Annotated in this window: 36 protein-coding genes; 30 read left to right on the top strand and 6 right to left on the bottom strand. The window is 43.5% G+C overall.

The features are described 5' to 3' along the window. Positions 1-9: 9 nt before the first annotated feature. The 8 genes from ypzF to AC1WMD_RS07260 all read left to right on the top strand — a co-directional run bounded on the left by ypzF (position 10) and on the right by AC1WMD_RS07260 (position 2,986). Positions 10-162: a protein YpzF gene (gene ypzF / locus AC1WMD_RS07295; RefSeq protein WP_166909330.1), complete on the top strand. Its 153-nt coding sequence runs from the start codon at positions 10-12 to the stop codon at positions 160-162. Between the two features lie 188 nt (positions 163-350). After that, positions 351-866: a redoxin domain-containing protein gene (locus AC1WMD_RS07290; protein WP_494256492.1), complete on the top strand. Its 516-nt coding sequence runs from the start codon at positions 351-353 to the stop codon at positions 864-866. A gap of 138 nt (positions 867-1,004) precedes the next feature. Beyond that, positions 1,005-1,136: an FbpB family small basic protein gene (locus AC1WMD_RS07285; RefSeq protein WP_017437392.1), complete on the top strand. Its 132-nt coding sequence runs from the start codon at positions 1,005-1,007 to the stop codon at positions 1,134-1,136. A 55-nt stretch (positions 1,137-1,191) separates the two neighbouring features. Continuing rightward, positions 1,192-1,335, top strand: coding sequence for an acid-soluble spore protein N (locus AC1WMD_RS07280; RefSeq protein ID WP_043904966.1), 144 nt, complete (start codon positions 1,192-1,194; stop codon positions 1,333-1,335). A 56-nt stretch (positions 1,336-1,391) separates the two neighbouring features. Further along, positions 1,392-1,622: a small acid-soluble spore protein Tlp gene (tlp, locus tag AC1WMD_RS07275; RefSeq protein ID WP_043904965.1), complete on the top strand. Its 231-nt coding sequence runs from the start codon at positions 1,392-1,394 to the stop codon at positions 1,620-1,622. 206 nt (positions 1,623-1,828) lie between these two features. Continuing rightward, positions 1,829-2,245 (top strand): acyl-CoA thioesterase, encoded by a 417-nt coding sequence (locus tag AC1WMD_RS07270; RefSeq protein ID WP_043904964.1) that lies wholly within the window; start codon positions 1,829-1,831, stop codon positions 2,243-2,245. A gap of 14 nt (positions 2,246-2,259) precedes the next feature. Continuing rightward, positions 2,260-2,559, top strand: coding sequence for a hypothetical protein (locus AC1WMD_RS07265; RefSeq protein ID WP_494256490.1), 300 nt, complete (start codon positions 2,260-2,262; stop codon positions 2,557-2,559). A gap of 22 nt (positions 2,560-2,581) precedes the next feature. Beyond that, entirely contained in the window at positions 2,582-2,986 is a 405-nt protein-coding gene (locus AC1WMD_RS07260; RefSeq protein WP_494256489.1) for a hotdog fold thioesterase, read from the top strand. A gap of 210 nt (positions 2,987-3,196) precedes the next feature. On the opposite strand, the gene AC1WMD_RS07255 is transcribed toward AC1WMD_RS07260, so the two are convergent. After that, positions 3,197-3,484 carry a HesB/YadR/YfhF family protein gene (locus AC1WMD_RS07255; RefSeq protein ID WP_043904961.1) on the bottom strand — a complete coding sequence of 96 codons (288 nt, stop codon included), beginning with the start codon at positions 3,482-3,484 and terminating at the stop codon, positions 3,197-3,199. A gap of 140 nt (positions 3,485-3,624) precedes the next feature. On the opposite strand from AC1WMD_RS07255, the gene AC1WMD_RS07250 reads away from it, so the two are divergent. Beyond that, positions 3,625-3,762, top strand: a complete 138-nt coding sequence (locus tag AC1WMD_RS07250; protein WP_186003852.1) for a hypothetical protein — start codon at positions 3,625-3,627, stop codon at positions 3,760-3,762. A gap of 267 nt (positions 3,763-4,029) precedes the next feature. Continuing rightward, positions 4,030-4,968, top strand: a complete 939-nt coding sequence (locus AC1WMD_RS07245; protein WP_043904960.1) for a magnesium transporter CorA family protein — start codon at positions 4,030-4,032, stop codon at positions 4,966-4,968. Positions 4,969-4,987: 19 nt separating this feature from the next. Here AC1WMD_RS07245 and AC1WMD_RS07240 read toward each other — a convergent pair whose 3' ends face one another. Continuing rightward, positions 4,988-5,584 (bottom strand): DUF502 domain-containing protein, encoded by a 597-nt coding sequence (locus AC1WMD_RS07240; protein WP_043904959.1) that lies wholly within the window; start codon positions 5,582-5,584, stop codon positions 4,988-4,990. A 181-nt stretch (positions 5,585-5,765) separates the two neighbouring features. Here AC1WMD_RS07240 and AC1WMD_RS07235 point away from each other — a divergent pair, with 181 nt between their 5' ends. The 5 genes from AC1WMD_RS07235 to yodN all read left to right on the top strand — a co-directional run bounded on the left by AC1WMD_RS07235 (position 5,766) and on the right by yodN (position 10,625). Beyond that, positions 5,766-7,205, top strand: a complete 1,440-nt coding sequence (locus AC1WMD_RS07235) for an NAD(P)/FAD-dependent oxidoreductase (RefSeq protein ID WP_043904958.1) — start codon at positions 5,766-5,768, stop codon at positions 7,203-7,205. Between the two features lie 234 nt (positions 7,206-7,439). Further along, entirely contained in the window at positions 7,440-8,438 is a 999-nt protein-coding gene (gene bioB, locus AC1WMD_RS07230; protein ID WP_494256487.1) for a biotin synthase BioB, read from the top strand. 106 nt (positions 8,439-8,544) lie between these two features. Then, entirely contained in the window at positions 8,545-9,444 is a 900-nt protein-coding gene (locus tag AC1WMD_RS07225; protein ID WP_043904956.1) for an NAD(P)/FAD-dependent oxidoreductase, read from the top strand. Positions 9,445-9,644: 200 nt separating this feature from the next. Further along, positions 9,645-9,863 carry a YozE family protein gene (locus AC1WMD_RS07220; protein WP_043904955.1) on the top strand — a complete coding sequence of 73 codons (219 nt, stop codon included), beginning with the start codon at positions 9,645-9,647 and terminating at the stop codon, positions 9,861-9,863. A gap of 117 nt (positions 9,864-9,980) precedes the next feature. Then, positions 9,981-10,625, top strand: coding sequence for a germination protein YodN (gene yodN / locus AC1WMD_RS07215; RefSeq protein ID WP_043904954.1), 645 nt, complete (start codon positions 9,981-9,983; stop codon positions 10,623-10,625). On the opposite strand, the gene AC1WMD_RS07210 is transcribed toward yodN, so the two are convergent. After that, entirely contained in the window at positions 10,607-10,729 is a 123-nt protein-coding gene (locus tag AC1WMD_RS07210) for a hypothetical protein (RefSeq protein WP_494256486.1), read from the bottom strand. The two genes, yodN and AC1WMD_RS07210, sit on opposite strands and share 19 nt — an antisense overlap. Before the next feature lie 134 nt (positions 10,730-10,863). Here AC1WMD_RS07210 and AC1WMD_RS07205 point away from each other — a divergent pair, with 134 nt between their 5' ends. Next, positions 10,864-11,046, top strand: a complete 183-nt coding sequence (locus tag AC1WMD_RS07205; protein WP_043904953.1) for a YozD family protein — start codon at positions 10,864-10,866, stop codon at positions 11,044-11,046. Positions 11,047-11,062: 16 nt separating this feature from the next. Here the strand turns inward: AC1WMD_RS07205 and AC1WMD_RS07200 are convergent, their stop codons facing one another. Beyond that, positions 11,063-12,151, bottom strand: a complete 1,089-nt coding sequence (locus AC1WMD_RS07200; protein WP_494256485.1) for a DUF2515 domain-containing protein — start codon at positions 12,149-12,151, stop codon at positions 11,063-11,065. 452 nt (positions 12,152-12,603) lie between these two features. Here AC1WMD_RS07200 and AC1WMD_RS07195 point away from each other — a divergent pair, with 452 nt between their 5' ends. Next, entirely contained in the window at positions 12,604-12,921 is a 318-nt protein-coding gene (locus tag AC1WMD_RS07195; protein WP_043904951.1) for a YodL domain-containing protein, read from the top strand. A 118-nt stretch (positions 12,922-13,039) separates the two neighbouring features. After that, positions 13,040-13,198: a hypothetical protein gene (locus AC1WMD_RS07190; protein ID WP_494256483.1), complete on the top strand. Its 159-nt coding sequence runs from the start codon at positions 13,040-13,042 to the stop codon at positions 13,196-13,198. Between the two features lie 59 nt (positions 13,199-13,257). Here the strand turns inward: AC1WMD_RS07190 and yoyE are convergent, their stop codons facing one another. After that, positions 13,258-13,416, bottom strand: a complete 159-nt coding sequence (yoyE, locus tag AC1WMD_RS07185) for a protein YoyE (protein ID WP_166909282.1) — start codon at positions 13,414-13,416, stop codon at positions 13,258-13,260. A 306-nt stretch (positions 13,417-13,722) separates the two neighbouring features. On the opposite strand from yoyE, the gene AC1WMD_RS07180 reads away from it, so the two are divergent. The 6 genes from AC1WMD_RS07180 (at position 13,723) to AC1WMD_RS07155 (ending at position 17,313) form a co-directional block, all read left to right on the top strand. Then, positions 13,723-14,130, top strand: a complete 408-nt coding sequence (locus AC1WMD_RS07180; RefSeq protein ID WP_043904950.1) for a hypothetical protein — start codon at positions 13,723-13,725, stop codon at positions 14,128-14,130. Positions 14,131-14,439: 309 nt separating this feature from the next. Continuing rightward, positions 14,440-15,150 carry a purine-nucleoside phosphorylase gene (gene deoD / locus AC1WMD_RS07175; protein ID WP_494256482.1) on the top strand — a complete coding sequence of 237 codons (711 nt, stop codon included), beginning with the start codon at positions 14,440-14,442 and terminating at the stop codon, positions 15,148-15,150. A gap of 121 nt (positions 15,151-15,271) precedes the next feature. Next, the gene (locus AC1WMD_RS07170; RefSeq protein ID WP_494256693.1) at positions 15,272-16,153 is read left to right on the top strand and encodes a M15 family metallopeptidase; all 882 of its coding nucleotides are present in this window, start codon (positions 15,272-15,274) and stop codon (positions 16,151-16,153) included. An 85-nt stretch (positions 16,154-16,238) separates the two neighbouring features. Beyond that, entirely contained in the window at positions 16,239-16,445 is a 207-nt protein-coding gene (locus AC1WMD_RS07165) for a hypothetical protein (RefSeq protein WP_043904948.1), read from the top strand. Positions 16,446-16,585: 140 nt separating this feature from the next. Next, complete coding sequence (locus tag AC1WMD_RS07160) at positions 16,586-16,858, top strand: DUF6414 family protein (RefSeq protein ID WP_043904947.1); 273 nt, start codon at positions 16,586-16,588, stop codon at positions 16,856-16,858. A gap of 32 nt (positions 16,859-16,890) precedes the next feature. Continuing rightward, complete coding sequence (locus AC1WMD_RS07155; RefSeq protein ID WP_043904946.1) at positions 16,891-17,313, top strand: GNAT family N-acetyltransferase; 423 nt, start codon at positions 16,891-16,893, stop codon at positions 17,311-17,313. Between the two features lie 114 nt (positions 17,314-17,427). Here AC1WMD_RS07155 and AC1WMD_RS07150 read toward each other — a convergent pair whose 3' ends face one another. After that, complete coding sequence (locus tag AC1WMD_RS07150; protein WP_494256480.1) at positions 17,428-17,694, bottom strand: hypothetical protein; 267 nt, start codon at positions 17,692-17,694, stop codon at positions 17,428-17,430. 493 nt (positions 17,695-18,187) lie between these two features. Here AC1WMD_RS07150 and AC1WMD_RS07145 point away from each other — a divergent pair, with 493 nt between their 5' ends. The 6 genes from AC1WMD_RS07145 (at position 18,188) to AC1WMD_RS07120 (ending at position 20,905) form a co-directional block, all read left to right on the top strand. Then, the gene (locus tag AC1WMD_RS07145) at positions 18,188-19,069 is read left to right on the top strand and encodes a cation diffusion facilitator family transporter (RefSeq protein ID WP_494256479.1); all 882 of its coding nucleotides are present in this window, start codon (positions 18,188-18,190) and stop codon (positions 19,067-19,069) included. Positions 19,070-19,214: 145 nt separating this feature from the next. Beyond that, entirely contained in the window at positions 19,215-19,304 is a 90-nt protein-coding gene (locus AC1WMD_RS07140; protein ID WP_260676063.1) for a YjcZ family sporulation protein, read from the top strand. A 19-nt stretch (positions 19,305-19,323) separates the two neighbouring features. Beyond that, a complete protein-coding gene (locus tag AC1WMD_RS07135) occupies positions 19,324-19,455 on the top strand; it encodes a YjcZ family sporulation protein (RefSeq protein ID WP_088124164.1) in 132 nt (43 codons plus the stop codon). A gap of 102 nt (positions 19,456-19,557) precedes the next feature. Further along, entirely contained in the window at positions 19,558-20,493 is a 936-nt protein-coding gene (rarD, locus tag AC1WMD_RS07130) for an EamA family transporter RarD (RefSeq protein WP_494256477.1), read from the top strand. 135 nt (positions 20,494-20,628) lie between these two features. Further along, the gene (locus tag AC1WMD_RS07125; RefSeq protein ID WP_494256476.1) at positions 20,629-20,727 is read left to right on the top strand and encodes a YjcZ family sporulation protein; all 99 of its coding nucleotides are present in this window, start codon (positions 20,629-20,631) and stop codon (positions 20,725-20,727) included. 34 nt (positions 20,728-20,761) lie between these two features. Then, positions 20,762-20,905: a YjcZ family sporulation protein gene (locus AC1WMD_RS07120; RefSeq protein WP_494256691.1), complete on the top strand. Its 144-nt coding sequence runs from the start codon at positions 20,762-20,764 to the stop codon at positions 20,903-20,905. Positions 20,906-21,042: the final 137 nt, after the last annotated feature.

The raw sequence follows: 21,042 nt of genomic DNA, 5'->3' as shown, positions 1-21,042 counted from the left end.
GGACTTCACATGGGCCGTACCAAACTTGGCAATGCCAATGCACAGCGAAACAATAACGCCAAACAAAAAAACGGATTTAATCAAGAATGGAATAGCGAATTTGCTTCCTATGCCGAGGTAGAAACGAAAAAAATGAAAAACGAACATAAAAATATCCGCTGAGCGGAAAGGGGCGTCTGATTGGACACCCCTTTTGCTTTTTTTCTGTGCCGTTTTATGTTTAAATAAAACGTAGCAAGGGCGTGTTGACGGATGCAATGTTCTACCTCGTTTACTTATTTGGATGAAAAACAAGGTCGTGTTTCACCGGAGGAGAATGAAATAAGCTTGAAGCAGGAGGGAAATAATAGATGAGGAAATTTATTGCCATTCTATTACTGCTCGCCGTTACCGGGTACGGCATTTGGAATGCGCTCGCGGCAGAAAAAACAAAAAAAGTTGGTCTATCGGTCGGGGATGTTGCTCCCGATTTTGCTTTGCAGACGTTGACCGGTGAAACGGTGCATTTATCTGATTTCCGTGGGAAGCCAGTCATCGTCAACTTTTGGACGACTTGGTGCCCGCCGTGCAAAAAAGAAATGCCCGATATAGAAAAGTTTTATCAACATTACCATTCTGAAGTAGGCTTGCTTGCCGTTCATTTAACATCGCAAGATACGGTCGAAAATGTAAAAAACTTTATCAACGACTATCAATTATCATTTCCAGTGGTGCTGGATAAAAAACAAAAAGTATTAAAAAAATATCATATTCAAACGATTCCGACATCGTATATTATTGATGGCAATGGGGTAATCCGGAAAAAAGTGATCGGCCCGATGACGTATAAGCAGATGGAAGAAATCACTGGGCCGCTCCGCCAATAAAAGCATCTTTCAAGCGAAAGGTGCTTTTTATTGTGGAAAAAGTAAAAGTTAACAGGTATTTTTCAAAAAGTTGTAATAATTTTTATCTTTTTTGGGAATGAATGAAATTAAAATAAGAAGTGAGAGGAGGGTTAAATGATGAGAAGAACCCGAAAAATAACATTTCAAGAATTAATTATGGAAAATAAACGCCAATTATTAAATGACCGCGAAGCAATGGAGAAAATCGAAAAAAAATTGGAAGAACGCATGCTTAAAAAAGCAGAATAAGCCATGCATAGCGGTCATCCGCGCGGACAGACTAGATGGTGAGGAGGCGAGGTTCATGAGCAATCCGAGAGGAAACCCAAAATATTTCAATCCGAACCATCTAGGCACACAGCCTCGTGCTGCTGGAGGAAATAAAGGGAAACAAATGCAAGACCAATCCGGACAACATGCTCAAGTAATTCAAACAAAAGGCGAATAATCGATTGTTCATATAAAGCATAAACATCGAATAACAAGCACGAAGGAGGAAGCGTGATGTCTCATCGTCCGAAACCGGATGACCGCAGCGACAACGTAGAAAAATTGCAAGATATGGTCCAAAACACGATTGAAAATATTGAAAAGGCAGAGGAAACGATGCAGTTTGCTTCCCCGGAAGAGCGGGAAAAAATACGCGAAAAAAATAAACGCCGTGAAGAGGCGATTGCGGCAATGCGTGCCGAAATTAAAGACGAAGCAGCGGCACGTGAAAACGGCTATCAATAATCATCAACTACGCGGAGTTGCCCTTTATGCTTGGGCAACTCCGTTTTTTATTATAACCTGGCAAGAAGTTTGCTTTTTTCGAAAACGATATAGAACGTCGGAAATGAAAATATGTAAAAAAAGGGGAGAAGGTCAATGGATCGAATATTAAATATGGTAAGATATAGTTGTATGCGGATGGAGGAAGAACACGGAGGGAGATAGACATGAAAATAGCCGAAAAACAAATTGAAGTGCGTTATGCGGAAACGGATCAAATGGGAGTCGTGTATCATGCCAATTATCTCGTCTGGATGGAAGTAGGACGAACGGAGCTTATTAAACAGTTAGGATTTCATTATGCCGATATGGAAAAAGAAGGAATTATTTCTCCTGTTATCGATCTGCAAGTTTCCTACAAAAAACCGCTTCATTACGGGGAAACGGCGACCGTTCGCACTTGGATTGACGCCTATGACGGCATCCGCGTCACCTATGGGTATGAAATTTTGACGCCGGATGGAGAAATAGCGGTAACGGGAAAATCGCAGCACGTTTGCGTTAAACGTGACACTTTTCGCCCGATTGTCATCCGCAAATATTTTCCTGATTGGCACGAAGCGTATGAACGGGCGAAAAAGTAAAGGAGATACATACAATGGCATTTGGTATTCGCAGGCAGGAGTTAATGGAATGGAAGGAGAAAGTAAAAAGAGGAGAAATTGCGTTTTTAACGCATTATTGGTATGATGAGCGGTTTCCGGAATACACGAGCGTGACAAAAGTAGGCTGTTCGGATATTGAAAAACTGGCAGCCTGGGGGAAACAATACGGATTGCGGAAAGAATGGATCCATCACCGCGGCGAGTTTCCCCATTTCGATCTGCTCGGGAAAACACAAAAGAAAATTTTGCAGCAAGAAGGGCTGACAGAACATTTGCAGAGGTTTCATTTATAGTCGATAAGGGGAGAGGAAAAAGATGGATTTGACGAATTTAAAAGAGATTGGAAACGGAACATTACTCGAAGCATTGGGGATTGAAATTATCGAAATCGGCGAGGGACGCGTCGTCGCGACGATGCCGGTCGACCATCGTACCCATCAGCCTTTTGGGTTGCTTCACGGCGGGGCTTCCGTAGCGTTGGCGGAAACGGTGGCGAGCCTCGGCGCCTATGCGCTCGTTGATCCGGAAAAAGAAAGCGTCGTTGGCTTGGAAATCAACGCCAATCACGTCCGCGCCGTCCGCAGTGGCACTGTCACGGCGACGGGGACGGTTCTGCACCGCGGCAAAACAACGATGGTATGGGATATAAAAATCGTCGATGAACAGGAGCGGCTTGTCTGCGTTTCCCGCTGTACGATCGCCGTCATCAAAAAAAGCTAGCGTTTTTGCCAAACACGCTAGCTTTTTTACAAGAATAACTGCCACGAAAGCCCGTGACATTAGTCATCAGGATAAAGTGACTGAATGATAAAATTATTCGAATTATGTTCGTCCATGAAAGTCTTGTGGAACAAGAGGGAGTGTCTATACGAAGGTATAGACGAAGCTCTTTAGTACACAAGAACCTGCCGACTTTAGTCGTGCAGAGGTTCAGTTAATAATAAACATAGGTTCATCTGTTTCTTCATTTATGTCAACAGTGAAGTTGTGATTATCAAAATACCATATATCCTGATCTTCTACAAAAAAAGTAATTCCATCAACCGTTGTTTGTGCAACTGGCTCTATCGGATCTTCTTTTGCTATACCGAGAGAAAATCCTTTTTGTACGGTGCTGCATCCTCCGTAGCGGGCAAAGAAGCGGATAGCATCTCCTGCTTGCAAATCCAATTCTTTTTTAAACCAATCCAATGCCTTTGGTGTGATGATAATGTCCATTATTTCTCCTCCTCAACTAATATTATAAAAAACGATATCCTTATTGTAAAAAGTTTCATGAACATTTCGTGACATTTTTGATTAAACTGCTTCTCGTTGACAAAAAGTAAAGAGAGAAAACAAAATGAGGAGGGGAAAAAGTGGAGAAAAAACGTCCATTTCCTTTAAGCTACGAATCGGATGGGCTGATGGGAAAGAAAACGAAAAAACAATCCGATCATGACAGAAAAGAAAAAAAGGAACGCGATTTTTTTAACACCACGCCAGCCAGTGAATAAAGTAGCCAGTAGGCTGCTTTTTTCTTTGGTAAACTACTATACAAATACGTCATTCAACGTTATTATTAATCGAGGAGTATTTTTTTGAAAGGAGTGACGTTTTCGTATATGAGTAGTCGAAGTTCGAGCGAACCAGAGCCGGAATATAGCGGGGAGCTTTGTCTTCTTCTTTTTCGATCGTCGCAGCTACTCATCGTACGAAAGCGAGCTCCGATCGGAAAAGGAGAAGCGCAAACTTCCTCGCGGTGAAAAGGAGGAAGGATGCGTATGATGAAAATGTATTTATCGGATGTAAACGGAAAAATGAAGGAAATCGATGAAATTAAAAATGGCTGCTGGATTAATTTGGTGGCGCCAACGGAAGACGAAATCCGTTATATTGCTAATCATCTTGATATTCCAATCGACTCGATCACAGACGCGCTTGATGATGAGGAACGTTCACGTGTAGAAAAAGAAGATAATCACGTATTGATTATCGTTGATATTCCGATTCCCGCAAATGATGAAGTTGATGGTCCAATGTATGAAACGATTCCGATCGGCATGATTATTACGAATACGTGCTTTATAACAGTTTGTCTACAGCAAAACCCGATCTTCGAGGAGTTTTCGAAAAACAAAATTAAAAACTTTTACACGTTCATGAAGACGCGTTTTGCTTTGCAAATGTTATATGTGATTTCTACTTATTATTTGCGCTATTTAAAACAAATTAACCGGAGAACGAGCGAAATTGAAAAAGAATTGCATCAGTCGATGAAAAATAAAGAATTGTTTTCGCTCCTCAGCATGGAAAAAAGCTTAGTCTACTTTATGACATCGCTGAAGGCGAACAATATTGTCATGGAGCGGCTGCTACGCCTGAATTATTTGCGCATGTATGAAGATGATCAAGATTTGCTACAAGATGTCATTATTGAAAATAAACAAGCGATTGAAATGGCGGAAGTATACAGCAGCATTTTAAGCGGAACGATGAACGCGTTTGCTTCGGTCATTTCGAATAACTTAAATATTGTAATGAAGTTTTTAACAGCGATTACGATTGTGATTTCCTTGCCGACGATGGTCGCGAGCTTCTACGGCATGAACGTGCCGATTCCGTATCAGCATTCGCCGTATGCATTTATGGTGGCGATGATGATTGCTGCTTCGTTGTCAACTATTACCGCGCTTATTTTCTGGAAAAAACGATATTTTTAACCGCCAAAAGGGCTGCCTGTTATGTGTCAGGCAGCCCTTTCTTTTTGGATGATGCCATTCCGCCGGAAAGCACAAATTTCATCGCTTCTTCCGGCTTCATATCAATGACCTCTACTTGTTCTTTTGGGACTAAAAAAGTGATGCCTGCCACTTGAAACGTCTGGGGAACGTAGACGGCAACGTGGTCTTTGAGCGGATCGAGCCAGCTTTCCACTTCCTCGGATGTAATGAAGCCGATGCATTTCAGTTCCGTTTTTGGCAAGGTGACGAGCACAACTTTGGAAAAAGACCGTTTTTCGCCGACAAACGAAGAAACGGTATCTTTAATGACGGAATAAACGGTTTTAATGAGCGGAATGCTTTCTAGCAACCGGTCAAGAAGACGAATAATTCGGCCGCTAATATATTGCGTCGACAGCCAGCCGCAGACGGTGATAAGAACGATCGTACATAAAATGCCGATCCCTGGTATGTAATCGTCTTGCAAGTACGGACGCACATACTTGCCAAGCAGCCCGTCTAAAAAGGCGAAAACTTTATAGCATACGTACACCGCTAAAATAATTGGAACAATCGTGATGACGCCGTTGACAAAATTTTTTACGAAAAACCGCATTGATTTCCTCCTCTCTTTTTTGCTACTTTATCAACTTATCAGTTTTTGTCTGTAAAAACAAGATAGTAAAATAACGAACATTATTTATATATCATTTATAGAAAGTTCGTATTTTATATTGACGAGTAGGAAAATAATTGATATAGTTACAAATGGAATATGGGAAGTGGGGGATTGACAGATGAAGAGCCATTACGATGTCATTGTCGTCGGCGCAGGCCCGGCAGGCATTTTTACTTGTTATGAATTAACGTTGAAACTTCCAGGGGCGAACGTCCTGTTAATTGATAAAGGACACGATATATACAAGCGTAATTGTCCGATTCTTCAGAAAAAGATTGAAAAGTGCCCGCCGCCAGCCGGCAAAAAAGATTACGCTGGCTGCGTGCCGGCATGTTCGATCACGAACGGCTTCGGCGGGGCCGGAGCCTATTCGGACGGCAAATTTAATATCACTAGTGAATTCGGAGGCTGGATGACCGATTATTTGCCGGCGTCCACTGTGCTGGAATTGATCCGTTATGTCGATGAAATTAACTTAAAACACGGGGCGACGACATCGATTACCGATCCAATGACAGAAAAAGTGAAAGAAATTGAGCGCCGCGCTTACGCCGCTGGGCTGAAGCTTTTGCGCGCCTATGTCCGCCATTTGGGGACGGAGCAAAACTTAGAAATTTTAAAAAGCATTTTTGAATATTTACATGAGCGGATTGATATGCGTTTTAAAACGGAAGTGGATGATATTATTACGGAAAAAACGAACGATGGGCATCGCGTGACAGGTGTAATCCTGAAAAACGGCGAAACGCTGACGGCGGAGAAAGTCGTCATCGCACCGGGGCGCGACGGCTCGGTGTGGCTGAGCAAAATATTGCGGAAACGCCGCTTGCGCATGATCAACAATCAAGTCGACATTGGCGTGCGTGTCGAAACATCAAACATTGTCATGGAAGAGATTAATGAACATTTGTACGAAGGAAAATTTATTTTCAACACGTCGGTCGGGACGCAAGTGCGCACGTTTTGCAGCAATCCGTCAGGGCACGTTGTTGTTGAGAACCATTCCGGCATTATGCTCGCAAACGGCCACGCTTATAAAGATCCGAAACTTGGCAGCAACAACACCAATTTTGCGCTTCTTGTATCACACAAATTTTCCGACCCGTTTGATAAGCCGAACGAATACGCACATGAAATTTCGCGGCTCGCTAACGCTTTATCGAACGGCGGCATCATCGTGCAAAAATACGGCGACATTTTAAAAGGCAGACGTTCTACGGAAAAACGGATCAAAGAAGGATTTATCGAACCGACATTGAAAGAAGCGGTGCCCGGTGATTTAGGGCTTGTGCTTCCATACAATACGATGAAAAGCTTAATCGAAATGACAGAGGCGCTGAACCACGTCACACCGGGGCTCGCTTCGGAACATACGCTCTTTTACGGTGTCGAAGCGAAGTTTTATTCAGCGCGCCCGAAATTAAACGACCGGTTTGAGACGGAAATTTCCGGCTTGTACGTCGGCGGCGACGGCGCCGGCATTACGCGCGGCCTCGCTCAAGCGAGCGCCTGCGGCGTATGGATCGCCCGCGATATCGTAGAAAAATTAACAAAATAATAGTAAAGGATATGCTGTCCCGCATGGACGCATATCCTTTTTTATACGATCGTTCGTTTGCTCGAACAACCACTTTAGGAGAAGGAGGGAAATGAAATGTTGAATAAGGCGATAAAACTGATCGAAGCAATATAAAGTATGGAATTAATAGTTAACCTTAATAAAATTTCAGTTGACAATTTAACTCCCCTTTCGCTACGATAAATGTAACGATGTGGAAAGGGGAGAGGAAAAATGGCAAATTGGCTGGAATTAGCCGATCGCGTGTTGGAAGGCTACGAACTGACCGATGAAGAAGCGCTGGCGATTTTAGACTGTCCGGATGAAGAGCTGCTGCTGTTGTTGCAAGGGGCGTATCGCATTCGTCGCACGTATTACGGCAACAAAGTGAAACTTAACATGATCATTAACGCCAAATCGGGGCTGTGCCCGGAAAACTGTGGATATTGCTCCCAGTCCGCCGTTTCAACGGCGCCGGTGAAAACCTATAAAATGGTCGATAAAGAAACGCTCCTGCGCGGCGCGGAAGAAGCATACCGCCTGCGCATTGGCACGTACTGCATTGTCGCGAGCGGCCGCGGTCCGAGCGAAAAAGAAATCGATACCGTCGTTTCCGCGGTCAAAGAAATTAAGGAGCGGTTTGGGCTAAAAGTTTGCGCTTGCCTTGGCATTTTAAAGCCAGAACAAGCGGCGCGCCTCAAAGAAGCGGGAGTCGACCGCTATAACCATAACATTAATACGTCGAAAGAACATCATCCGAACATTACGACTTCCCATACATACGATGATCGTGTGCAAACGGTGGAAACAGTGAAAGAAGCGGGCATTTCTCCATGTTCGGGCGTCATTATCGGCATGAAAGAAACAAAACAAGATGTGGTGAATATGGCGCGGAGCTTGCGTGTTCTTGATGCTGATTCGATCCCAGTCAACTTTTTGAATGCGATTGATGGGACGCCGCTTGAAGGAACGAATGAATTGGATCCGCGCTACTGCTTGAAAGTGCTGGCTTTGTTCCGCTACATGAACCCGACGAAAGAAATCCGCATCGCCGGCGGGCGTGAAGTCAATTTGCGCTCGCTGCAGCCGCTCGGCTTATATGCGGCTAACTCGATTTTTGTCGGTGATTATTTGACAACAGCCGGTCAAGAGAAATCGGCTGATTATCAAATCCTCGAAGATCTCGGCTTTGAAATTGATTTTTCTGCAGAAGAGCAAACGATTTGCTCCTAGTTTATCAATGCTGTCTCCTGTATATGGAGACAGCGTTTTTTTATGCATGAATAGGAACAAGCAGCAGACAATAAAAGATAAAAGCGATAATCGGGAGTGAAACAACATGTATGAATGCATTATTATCGGGGGAGGAATTGCTGGATTGCAGGCGGCGATTCAACTCGGCCGCTACCGTCACCGCGTTTTGGTAATTGACGCCAATAACGGCCGTTCTACCCTTTGCCGTGCGTACCATAACGTGCTTGGCTGGCCGGACGGGGTAAGCGGGGAGATGCTGCGTGCGCTTGGAAGAAAGCAGGCGGAACAATACGGCGTGCATTTTGCCGATGATGAAGTAATCGCCGCCGAGAAAAAAGGCAACGTATTTGTTTTGTTCGGAAAAAGCGGAAATACATATGAAAGCGAGCGCCTGCTGTTTGCAACAGGGGTAAAAGACCGGATTCCGCCGATTCCAAATCTGATTCCATGTTTAGGGACAAGCGTTTACGTGTGCCCGGACTGCGACGGATATGAAGTCACCAATAAAAAAGTGATCGTGCTTGGCGCGGGCACTGCCGGGGCCAATATGGCCATAACGCTGTTATATTGGACGAAAGACATTATTTATATTAATCACGACGGCGAAGAGCTATCAGCAACATGGCAGAAACAGCTGCAGGAGAAAGGGATTCGTTACCTTCGCGAGCCGATTGCATCCGTGCTCGTCAAGGAAGGTCCAGAGTTTTCCGGTGTCCGCCTGCAAAACGGCAACGAAATTTTCGCGGAGCGCGGTTTTATTGCCTTTGGCCATAACAAAGTCAATACGGATTTAGCAAAACAGCTTGGCGTAGAGCGATTAGAAAATAAACACATTCCGACTAATCCGCGCACGAAACAAACCAATGTCCCTAACATTTGGGCGGCGGGCGACATCGGCGTTCATTCCGAACAAGTAACGATCGCCATGGGCGAAGGCGCACAAGCGGCAATATGGATTCATAAAAGCATTATTGCGCAACAATGAGGAAAAAAAGCAATGAAAGCGTCTTTTTTATCATTTTTTCTCATGAAAACGATTTCTAGTGCGTACTATTTCAATACAAAGAAGAGTTAGAAACGGGAAGGAGTGGTATTCCTAATTTTTTCTAGAAAAAATGCTTCACAAAATGAAAAAAACTCATTAAAATGACAACAAAGAAATAGGAAGGAAGAGGATGGGGAAAGATGGCAAGATCATTTTATCGTTATTTATTGAAATTCCGTGACGGCAAAAGAGAAGACCCGTTTGTGCGCTTTGCCAATGGAGCGTATTATGATCATAGTTTTCCGAAATCATCGGCAGATTATGACGAAATTAGCCAGTATTTGGAGCTAAACGGTGATTATTTAGACAGCATGATCGTATTTGATGAGCTTTGGGAACAATTTATACAGGAGGCATAATATTGCTTCCGCCCTTTCGTGAAAGCGCTGTCATATGTTTTTCCGCGGCGCTTAAGGTGTCCACTCATTGGTATATGCATATAATGTATTATCACTGCTTTAGGTGGGGGGATATGAATGAGTGGCCCAAAGCGCCCAAAATTTTCGGTCGGGGATATTGTCGTAAACACACTGTACGGAACGGTTGGCACGATTACCGACATTCAACAAATCAATGATACATTTTTATATGAAATTAACCATAGCCGCAGCTTATTTATGGAACATATGTTAGTATTGTTATCCGACTTTGACGGCGATTTATGGATTACAGAAGAAATAGAAGTGGAGCTGCCGTTTTTCTTGGGTGAAATTGTCCGCGTCCGCGACTACGGCGACCATTTATTTAAAGTGGTTGGAGTGCGCACGGAAATTTACCGTTATCATGGGGAGGGATGGGAAGAAACGATCTATGAATTACAACGGTTAATCGACGGCTGGGAAATTGAAGTCCATATGGAAGATATGATCCCGCTAGCGGATGATGAAGAAACTTCTATTATTCTCATACAAGATATTGTTCTATCTGCACCAATGAAAACATATGCTCTTCTTTCTTCTGCGGAAGAGGCGGCAAAGTTGCCATCTATTGATGAGCTGCTTGATATGTATAACGATTACAAATTCCTATATGAATGGTTTCACGATGAACAGTATAAACAGATGATGGAAACGGTTGTAAAACGTTTACAAATGATGGCTAATTACCATAATAGAAATTGATATAAAATAAACAGGAAGTAAGGAATCCCGGCAACCATCACTATGACTGCCAAACCGTTTACAACTGTTTCCATTATTTTATCTGCCATTGTCTGCTTGTCCATGTTCAATTCCCCCGTGATCGTTTTTGTTACTACATATATGGCCAAGCCGGGAAAAATAGTACATCGATAAGGAATTTTGTTTGACATAAAACGGTACAATGTTACATACAACATTACAAAGGGGGCGAGAGGTCGTGAAGGAAATCGAAGTGGTCATTGATACGGAGGAAATTGCTGAATTTTTTTATCATGAATTGATCCGCCGCGGTTTTGTGCCAACGCAGACGGAATTGGAGGAGCTGGCCGATATTACGTTTGATTATTTGCTGGAAAAATGCATTATTGACGAGGAGCTGGACATAGAAGACGACGAGTAATGCCACTCGTCGTTTTTTATTGGACAGCGATTGCTGCTGTTCGCATCATCTCCACGTTATGCATATAATTGGCGGTTATATCTTTATGTTTGACGGCAGGAATGGTTTCCATCATTTGAATAATCGTTTTGTCGGTAAACCAGTCGCGGCGGTCGGAAAACGAATGAAAAATATCCGGCCAAACCGCCTCTAAACGTGGGCTGTAAATGCGTGACGAATCCGTTGCTTCGGCGGAGAAACATTGCGGCCAAAAGTCTGCCCGCGAGCCGGTATGGGCCACTTCACGGGCAAATTGATATGCCCGCTTTGTGAGCCGTTTTTCGAAAAACAACATACTGTAAAGCGTTTTACCGATATGAATGCGGTGATGGACATCGGCAAAATCGCGAACAGTTGTGCCGGCAAGACGAACGCGGCGCCCCGCTTTATAAGGAATGAGCACATCGTTAAAGCCAAGCCATTGCTCAGCAATAAACGGCATGGTCGAAAGCACGTGCGTTTGGAAAAATGGATTTTCGATGACGCGCTTTTGAATATATTGCTGTTCGTTAATAATTAACGCCACGGTGATGACCGGCGCATCTTTCGTTTCCCAAAAATATTCCCAAAAGGGCTTCATAAAGGATGATACAGCAAAACAAGGAAGCAAATGGAATAGTGGTTTTTTCTTTTGTTTGCTTTCTTCATACAGCAAAAGCTGCGGATAGGCGTCACGAAAAATAAGCGCATTTGCTCTTTCTAAAAATAAAAAGAACGGGTTGATCTGCTTTTCGGGAAGAAGGCGGGGAATGACACTTCCACGTAAATCGGTCATATTCCATCCGCCGTTTCGTGAAACGATATGTGCCAAAAATGCCCAATGCACTTCAGGATGAGCCTGAAAAAAATTAAAATAGGCTGCCGTCCGCGTAATATTATTGCGATTATATTTCGCCGTTTTTTGGCGAATGGAGCTGACGATTTGCCGCTCTTCATCGGTGAGGCTGATCGAAGGCGGCGGATTTTCCCAGCGGCGAGCAAGGTCGAGCAAAAGATGTGAAGAAGCGATCGGGATGTGATGGCGGTATAAAAAAGAACGATAGATGTATTGGATTGGATGGATCATTTGCAGGAACGTGCGAATTTGGATAATTCAGTTCTCCTCCTTTGCTAGCACATCTTGTATTTTCATTTTTTCCGTTCGATCATCATTTATTCGGGCGCAGCCAATCCATGCCTCTAGCAAATCCTAACAGTTTGGAATAAGATGTTTGCCAAAAAGCAGAACCGGTACTGACCAAAGCAGCATACCATTTCAGGCGTGTTGATTGACCAACAAGAATCAATGTTTCGGCAGGCCAGTGCTTGCCGACTGGGCATGCGGCACGCAGAAAAGCCAGGCGCATCTGCTATTTTAGCCGGATATATCGGCTTTGTGAAATTTCAACAAATGGATCATCAACACTCATGATACCATTCGACAAAACAACAGCAATTTTGCTAAAGGAATCGACATGGCTAATCACAAATATTATGGAATAAATACTAACATTTGTCTGGCAAAAGGAGAGTGGAACGATGGTACGTTTATTGATGAAAAAAATGCTTCATGTCCATCGCGCTTATGATGTCACCATTTTTCAGACGCCGCATTTTGGCCAAACAAAAGGATATCGGCAAGTATATAGGCTGACGGTGAAAGCATCAAGCCACCATGAAGCATTGTCCTATCTTTATCGTATGTTTAACGTAGCGGATTTAATGCCCGAAGATTATCATGCCCGTTTTATGGGTACCGGAGATATTGTACTTATTGATGAAGGAATAAAGGGACAAGTGTACTACAGGCTATGTCCAGAAGGGTGGAGAAAAATCAATCGCCTTCATGTTTGCTGATTAAAAATTCAAAAAATTCTACACAAAGAAGAATAGATAATGGTATAATGGAGAAAAAAGTCGAATAGTTTGTGCGAATTTTGGAAACGGATAATAACGGAAAGGGGGGGACGATTATTTGGAACGCAACAAGAAGGAGCACGATTACCCAACAATAGCGCCGGGAATAGATGACGACGAAGAGCTGAACGAAAAAGCGACGAAAGAAGAAATGGCTCGCGGGGAGTATACAAAAGTGGTGACACTGTCTTTTGATGAAGTGGACCCATCAACATGAAAACCCTTGTTATTGCACAAGGGTTTCCATTTATGATTTTTTACGTAGTGAAGCCTTATTTATGACTCTGGGTTGTCATGATGCCCTGGTCCGTTTTTCCGTCCTCCTGTGGCAGAGTATTCTTTCGCATGTGCCGCATCCTCTGCGATTAGTGCTTCCTTCGGAATATGGTTATTCTTTTTTTGTCCGTTAATACGGTTGCGATGTTTTTTACCCATAAACAGTTTCCTCCTTGTTTACAAAAGTATATAGCTACTTCACCCCGTGACTCGAGCCATCGGATGAAGTGGAAAACGGTTCTGAACTGGTCCAAAGGGCGCTAAACACCAGTGTTTACCATGATCCTTGACGGAACAAGAACGAGTGCCTGCACACACGAATAGGAAAAGCTCTTTAGTACGCCAGAACTTGCCGACTTTCGTCGTGCAGAAGTTCGATATGGTCACTGTTAGTTTGCGCAGCAAAAAGCGGTTCATTGATGGGAAATTTTTACGGTAAAGCGTGAAGGGGAAGGGGAATCGAGGATGGCCGCACTTTTTATTTCCATGTTGCTTTGCGTAAGCTCTATTGCTGTTTTGTTATTGGTAAAGGAACAAATAGAAAGAATGTTTTTTCGTTGGAAAGACGTACTTTTCCTGCATGTGATCAATGTACTTGTTGCCGGGTTTATGGTCGCCGTTTCTTATTATAAATTAAGCAATATAGAACTCCATTTGTCTACGATGGCATCTACCCGGCAGTTTTTGTATGTGTTTATCGGAGCGCTGGAACTTGTCCTTCCTATCTACCTGCTCGGCTGCTGGCTTATTCGGAAACAGAAGGGGCGGGAGAAAAAGTATACGCGTAGCAAAGATAAAAAAGTACTGTATATTAACGAGAAATATTTAGCGCGCCGCCGTGACCATAATGATTATCATTCAAAAACGTCTTAAAAAGGGAGAAAGGCTCTCCCTTTTTAAAACTTTGTTTTTTCTTTTTTCGACGTGGACGGCTGGTTGTTGGAGCGAGAAGACGGATTTGTTTTGTTTGCGTATTCGACAGCTTGTTCGAGCTTCTTTTTCATTCGTATGTCCCTCCTTGTCCGATCGTTGGTGAAACCAAAATGGGGGAAGGTGCATACACAGTATGCCCATCACAATTATTTTTTACATATAATGATTACTGCCATTTTCAACAAATATATGGTATGATAAGAAAGGTATAAAATGCGGCGCTGAAAAGGCGAATAGGAGGTATATACATTGAGCGTACATATCGAGGCAAAACATGGGGAAATTGCCGATAAAATTTTGCTTCCGGGCGACCCGCTTCGCGCGCAATATATCGCAGAAACATTTTTAGAAGGGGCGGTATGCTACAACCGTGTGCGCGGCATGCTTGGGTTTACCGGTACATATAAAGGGCACCGTATTTCTGTACAAGGAACGGGAATGGGAGTTCCTTCTATTTCTATTTATGTCAATGAACTGATTCAAAGCTATGATGTGCAAACATTAATTCGTGTCGGAACGTGCGGAGCGATTCAAAAAGACGTGAACGTTCGCGATGTCATTTTAGCGATGAGCGCGTCCACGGACTCGAATATGAACCGCTTGATTTTCCGCGGACGCGATTATGCACCGACGGCGAATTTTGAACTGTTACGTACGGCGTATGAAGTCGGTGTCGAAAAAGGGCTTGCCTTAAAGGTGGGCAATGTGTTTACCGCCGATATGTTTTATAATGATGAGCCGAATTGGGAGACGTGGGCACGCTACGGCGTGTTGGCGGTCGAAATGGAAACGGCGGCCTTATATACGTTGGCGGCAAAATTCGGCCGTAGAGCGCTGTCGGTATTAACGGTCAGTGACCACATTTTGACAGGGGAAGAAACGACAGCACAAGAACGGCAAACGACATTTAATGAAATGATTGAAGTGGCGTTGGAAACAGCGATTCGCGCTGAAGCATGAATCGCCTAAAGATGCCGTCCTTTGCCGATGTGCGGCACCCGCTTCGTCGTTGCCGCGATTTTCTTGCGAAAAGGGAAGGACGGTATTTGCCGTATATTGATTAGGAAGAAAAGGTGAAATGATGAAACAGCTATGTCGAGCAATAATCGTTTTATCACTTGTTTTTTTCAGCGGGTGCAGCCAGCCAAACGGTGCGCCTGACGGACAGGAAAAAAATTTGCCGAATGCAGGAGAAAATGATGCATCCCATCCGCAAAACAAGAATAATAGCGGGAAGGAAACGGTTGAAAACATAGAGGCGCCGCCGACGAACGAAAATAAAAACGCGCCGAAGACAGAGGAACCAACCGATCCGGAATTATGGCTGGAAGCGAAATATTGGAATATTGTCGAAGTGCATAATGGCATGAAAGTCATTATGAACCCAGACAATATACTGGCGCTTGTCAATAAGGAACAATCGCTTCCCGCGACGTATAAGCCGAATGATTTAGTTGTGCCGCGCGTGCCGTTTTCTTTTGCGGAAAAAAATGTAGACAAACGGTATATGCGGGCGGAAGCGGCAGCCGCATTGGAAGCGTTATTTGCCGCGGCACGCAAAGAGGGAATCGAGCTGGTAGCCGCATCCGGATATCGCTCCTATGAGCGGCAACAAGCGATCTTTACGGAAGAAGTCAAAGAAAAAGGAAGAGAAAAAGCTGTTCAAGCCGTTGCGCTGCCGGGGCAAAGCGAGCATCAGACCGGATTGGCAATGGATATTACAAGTCCGTCGGTCGGCTATGCGTTGACAACAGCGTTTGGAGAAACGAAGGAAGGGAAATGGGTGGCTCAACATGCCCATGAATATGGTTTTATTATCCGCTATCCGAAAGGAAAAGAAGCGGTGACCGGATACCAGTATGAACCATGGCATCTTCGTTATGTCGGCAAAAAAGCGGCGAAAGTCATATTTGAAAGAAACATAACGCTTGAAGAATATTTTCGCATTGTTAGAAAGATGTAAAAGGGCGATACAAAAGGTAAGATATAACTAAGACCAAAAAATGCCTTCTTTCATGTTGTAAAACATGGAAGGAGGTGTTTTTATTTTGGCCAAAACAAAAACGAAAAAATATACGAACAAACATTCTGACAAACCTTTCACTATTGACGATGCCCGAAATTTTGTATTAAAAGTAAAAAAACTTGAAGGCTGCACGGAATCAACGTTAAGAAATAAAAAAAGAGTTCATTCACATTTATTCAGGCATATGGCAAGTGGGTTATTTTTGCCTCAATGCAGATTTAAAATCTAAATTTTCTAATTATTAAATTCAGATGTATTACTTTTCTTATTATTCTTAAGATGGTAAAATTTAACTTGCAAATGATTAATTTAGCAGATGATTCGGAATATAAAGCGAGGGCATAAAATACAATTTGGGGAAGATAAGATGTGTCTGAAACAAAAGAAATTTTACCAATAACTATTTATCTAAATCAAAAAATAGTGTTTGATTTGTTGGCTGTAATTGATGATGGTTTTTCTCAAGTAACGAAATTAAATATCTCTAATCAAGAAGGAAAAAAGAATGGAGTAGATGGTAGTGCGGAAATTGGAATAAGTAATGCATTTGGATTATGTGGAGTTAAATCAAAGATAAATGCAAGAAAAGAAGCAAAGTCAGAAGAAAAAGTTCACACTCCAACGTCTCTTGTAAGAAGCTAAGTTCTTTTTTTATTGAGGGGGGGACAGAAGGTATGGAATTTTTGGAGTTGAAAACTAAAAATGAATTTCTAGCATCATATCCTGTGATTACAGATTTTTGCCCGGAATTAAGCCAAATTGAGTACCTGGATTACATTCAAGAAATGATAAACGATGGATATCGCCTTTTTTCTCTAAAAATAGAGAAGAAAATTGTTACGGTTGCCATCGTTGCAATTCGAACGGATTTGTCAAATGGACGACATTTATGGATTTCTGAACTTGTAACATCATCCTTAGAACGATCGAAGGGTTATGGAAAAGTAATGATGAACCATTTAAAAGAATTTGCTATAGAGCAAAAATGTAAAAAGATTATTCTTTATTCAGGTTTAGCCCGACATCGGGCCCATCATTTTTGGGAAAAACATATGGGATTTGAGAAACGTGGTCTTGTGTTTAAACTTGACATATAGATAGAAGCTCTAACTTTGTGGATATATCCACAAAGTTAGAGCCTCAGCTTGTCGACTTTGTCGACAAGCTGAAATGGATTGCTTCTTTGAAAGCAATCCATTTTTTATATATTATTACCAAAACAAACCGATTAAAGCGATGGCGACGATGGCAGCGAGGGCGATTCTAGCACCCCATCCCCACCCCCATCCCCACCCCCATCCCCAGCCGGCGAAGGCGTAGCCAAATCCGCCGAGGTTGCGTGGGCCGACCGGCGCAATATAAACGTGGGTTGGAGTGACATGGGTGATCCGTCCTACATGGACGTTTCCAAATTTATCATGGATCCGTACAACTCGACCGCGGTAGCGGCAACAAACATGGTACCAATGCGGCGACATTTATCCCCCTCCTTTGTAAATGTTACACTCACAGTGTACGTAGGGGAAGATGGACACGTCTGTACCAATGACTATTTTTGATAAGAAAATACACAATAACCGAGCTGATCGCCATATTGTTTCGTCATTTGTCGGCAGGTTTCGATCATTTTTAATATCGGCAAGGACATATTGGCCGTAATGAGAAATAGGGGTTGCGCGGCAGTGGGCTGACTAGCCGACGAATACGTTATGTCAATATGCTGGAATTTTTTTCTGCAATTCGTTTTCCTATTCTTGGTTGGTATGCAAATGGAGAAAACCGTAAAAGGCGATGATTTTTTGCTTTTCTTTACCGTACGAAGTTTTACAGCAATTTGCCTTTATTCAAAAAAGTTATCTGAGTCGGAAAAAATTTGCCTGTCTCTATACTCCTTCCGCTAGTCAACTTTCTTGCTGTAGACTTACACGATTTTTTGCTGGTACACTGATAAATGCAGAAATGATAACTAGGTTGGTGAAGTGTGTGGAAAGAAAAGGTAACGCAGAAGCGGGAGCTTTCATTAGCATCGTTGTCTACATAGCCTTAGCCGTCAGCAAACTGCTTGTTGGTTCCATTGCCCATTCCGATGGGGTAAAAGCGGACGGGTGGAATAATTTGAGCGACATCATTGCTTCCGCTGCCGTTTATATCGGGATGAAAATTGCGAAAAAGCCACGCGACCACAATCATCCATACGGCCATTCGCGGGCGGAAAATATTTCTTCTTTAATTGCGGCGTTTATGATGATGTCCATCGGCATCGATGTTATGGCGGAAGGAGCAGCGGCGCTGTTCCGGCCGGAAAAGAGGGAAAGCGCGCCGGAATTGCTTGCTATGCTTGTTGCCGTTGCCTCCGCTTTTGTGATGCTATTTGTCTATTCTTTTAATAAGCGGCTGGCGAAGCGAACCAATAGCCAGGCGCTTGCCGCCGTCGCAAAAGACAACTTGTCCGATGCGCTTGTCAGCATTGGAACGGTCGTCGGCATCGCAGGCGCGCAATTCAAGCTTCTATGGCTGGACCCGCTGGTTGCGGCGATCATCGGAGGAATTATTTGCAAAACGGCCTGGGAAGTATTTATGGAAACATCCCATACATTAACCGATGGATTTGACGAACAAATGTTGACGGTATACAAGCATGAAATTGCCGCTATTGATGGAGTGAAAGATGTTGCCGATATAAAAGCGAGAATGCTGGGAAATGACATCGTTTTGGAAGTAACGATCCATGTCGATCCGCATTTAACTGTAGTCAAAAGCCACAAAATTGCCGACGAAGTGGAACGTTTGATGAAAAAACGCCATAACATTGAAATGACACATGTCCATATCGAACCGGACAAGATCCCTTAACCGCCTTTTTCCAAGCGGTTAAGGTTTTTTTATAAAGATGGGCAACGCTTCTGCCCATCTTTTTTCGTGAAATTGGGCGATGGCCCGACCGTGGGAGTGGGCGAATGCATATAATGGCGGTGAACAGACAAAGGAGGTGCCCGCCGTGAGCGGCATATTCGACAGAGGTCATACGATTATTGTTGTACTGTTTATTTTATTAATTATTGTCGGTTGTGCGTGTGTAATTTATTGAGGAAAGGGGGGAGAGGACGATGTGGGGCTATGGCGGATACGTGCCGCATTACTATGGCTGCGGATACGGAGGATATCGCTACGGCTTTTCCTTTGCTTTAATCGTCGTGCTGTTTATTTTGCTGATCATCGTGTTAGCGGCAATTAGATAATAGGAAAAACGCCTGCTCTTTACAGGCGTTTTTTCTTGGAAGGAAACATAAGATGGGGTTATAATGAAACGAAAGCAATAAAAGTAAAAGGAGATAGAGCAAGTGAGTCAATCGCACGAAGAAAAAATTGGAATCATCTATACGGCGTTTTCGTATTTGTTATGGGGCGTACTGCCGTTATATTGGAAACTGTTAGAAGTTCGCCCGGCTCTGGAAATTTTAGCGCATCGCATCATCTGGTCGTTTCTGTTTATGATTGGACTGCTGTGGGCTACCCGGCAGCTGAAAGCGTGGCACCATCAACTGTTCGCCATTTGCAGGCAGCCAAAATTAGTGGGGGGAATCAGCGCAGCTGCCATTTTAATCAGCGCAAACTGGTTTATATACATATGGGCGGTCAATCATGGTCATATTGTCGAGACAAGTTTAGGCTATTATATTAACCCGCTCGTGAGCGTTGTATTGGGGATGATCGTGTTAAAAGAGCGGCTTAACGTATGGCAGTGGATTTCTTTTGCGCTCGCCTGCCTCGGAGTCTGTATCATGACCTTTCAATACGGTACATTCCCATGGGTTGCGCTGTCGCTTGCCTTTTCGTTCGGATTTTACGGACTGGTAAAAAAACTGACAAGCTTCGATGCTGCCATTGGTTTGACGCTCGAGACGATGGCGGTGACACCAATTTCCTTTATTTATCTTCTACTTCTGTATAACGATGCCCCTTCTTTGCTGTCATCGGTGACAATTTGGCAAGGGGTATTGCTGCTTGGGGCTGGTCCAGCAACCGCGATCCCGCTTCTATATTTTGCAAAAGGGGCAAGACGAATTTCCCTAACGATGCTAGGTTTCTTGCAATATATCGCACCGACGATAAGCTTACTACTCGGTGTGTTTTTGTTCCATGAAGCGTTTACGAAGGCGCATGTGTATGCGTTTAGCTGCATTTGGGGGGCGCTCATCATTTTTTCTTTCGCTAAAACAAAACGAATGCAATGGTGGCATGACAAGCTGATGAAACGAAATTCACTCGGAGTGTAAAAACGGATTGGAAAAACCAGTCCGTTTTTTTGTTTTCCTAGCGGCTTGGCAAATACCCATTTTTATAAAAACATCTAACCATTTAACCGCCAGTTGAATAGTCTACTAGTACAAAAGTGAAGGAGGTGCTTTCAAATGGGTGCAGCTTACGGCGGCGGATTTGCGTTAGTCGTTGTCTTGTTCATCTTGTTGATTATTGTCGGATGTGCGTGTATTGGTGGCTGGGGGTACTAAAAACCAGTGATTTTGCACAAGGAGGTGAAGAATGATGCCATTTGGCTTATTCGGCTGGGGCGGCGGCCCTTGGGGCGGCTATGGCTACGGCGGCTACGGCTATGGCCGTGGTTCTAGCTTCGTGCTTATTGTCGTCTTGTTCATCTTGCTCATCATTGTCGGAGCAACATGGTGCTAATGGTTAACTAGTCACATCGACAAATGGGAAGAGGCTAAAGTACAGCTTCTTCCCAATATTTTTAGATAGCAAGAAAGTTAAATGATATACATGTAACTTGAGTATTTTCATTGAAGAAATTGCAGTGAAAGGGGAAG

It is taken from the genome of Parageobacillus sp. NEAU-HV-2 (assembly GCF_059115485.1).
The sequence above is the reverse complement of the archived record's forward strand: the minus strand, read 5'-3'. Positions and strand labels throughout refer to the sequence as shown.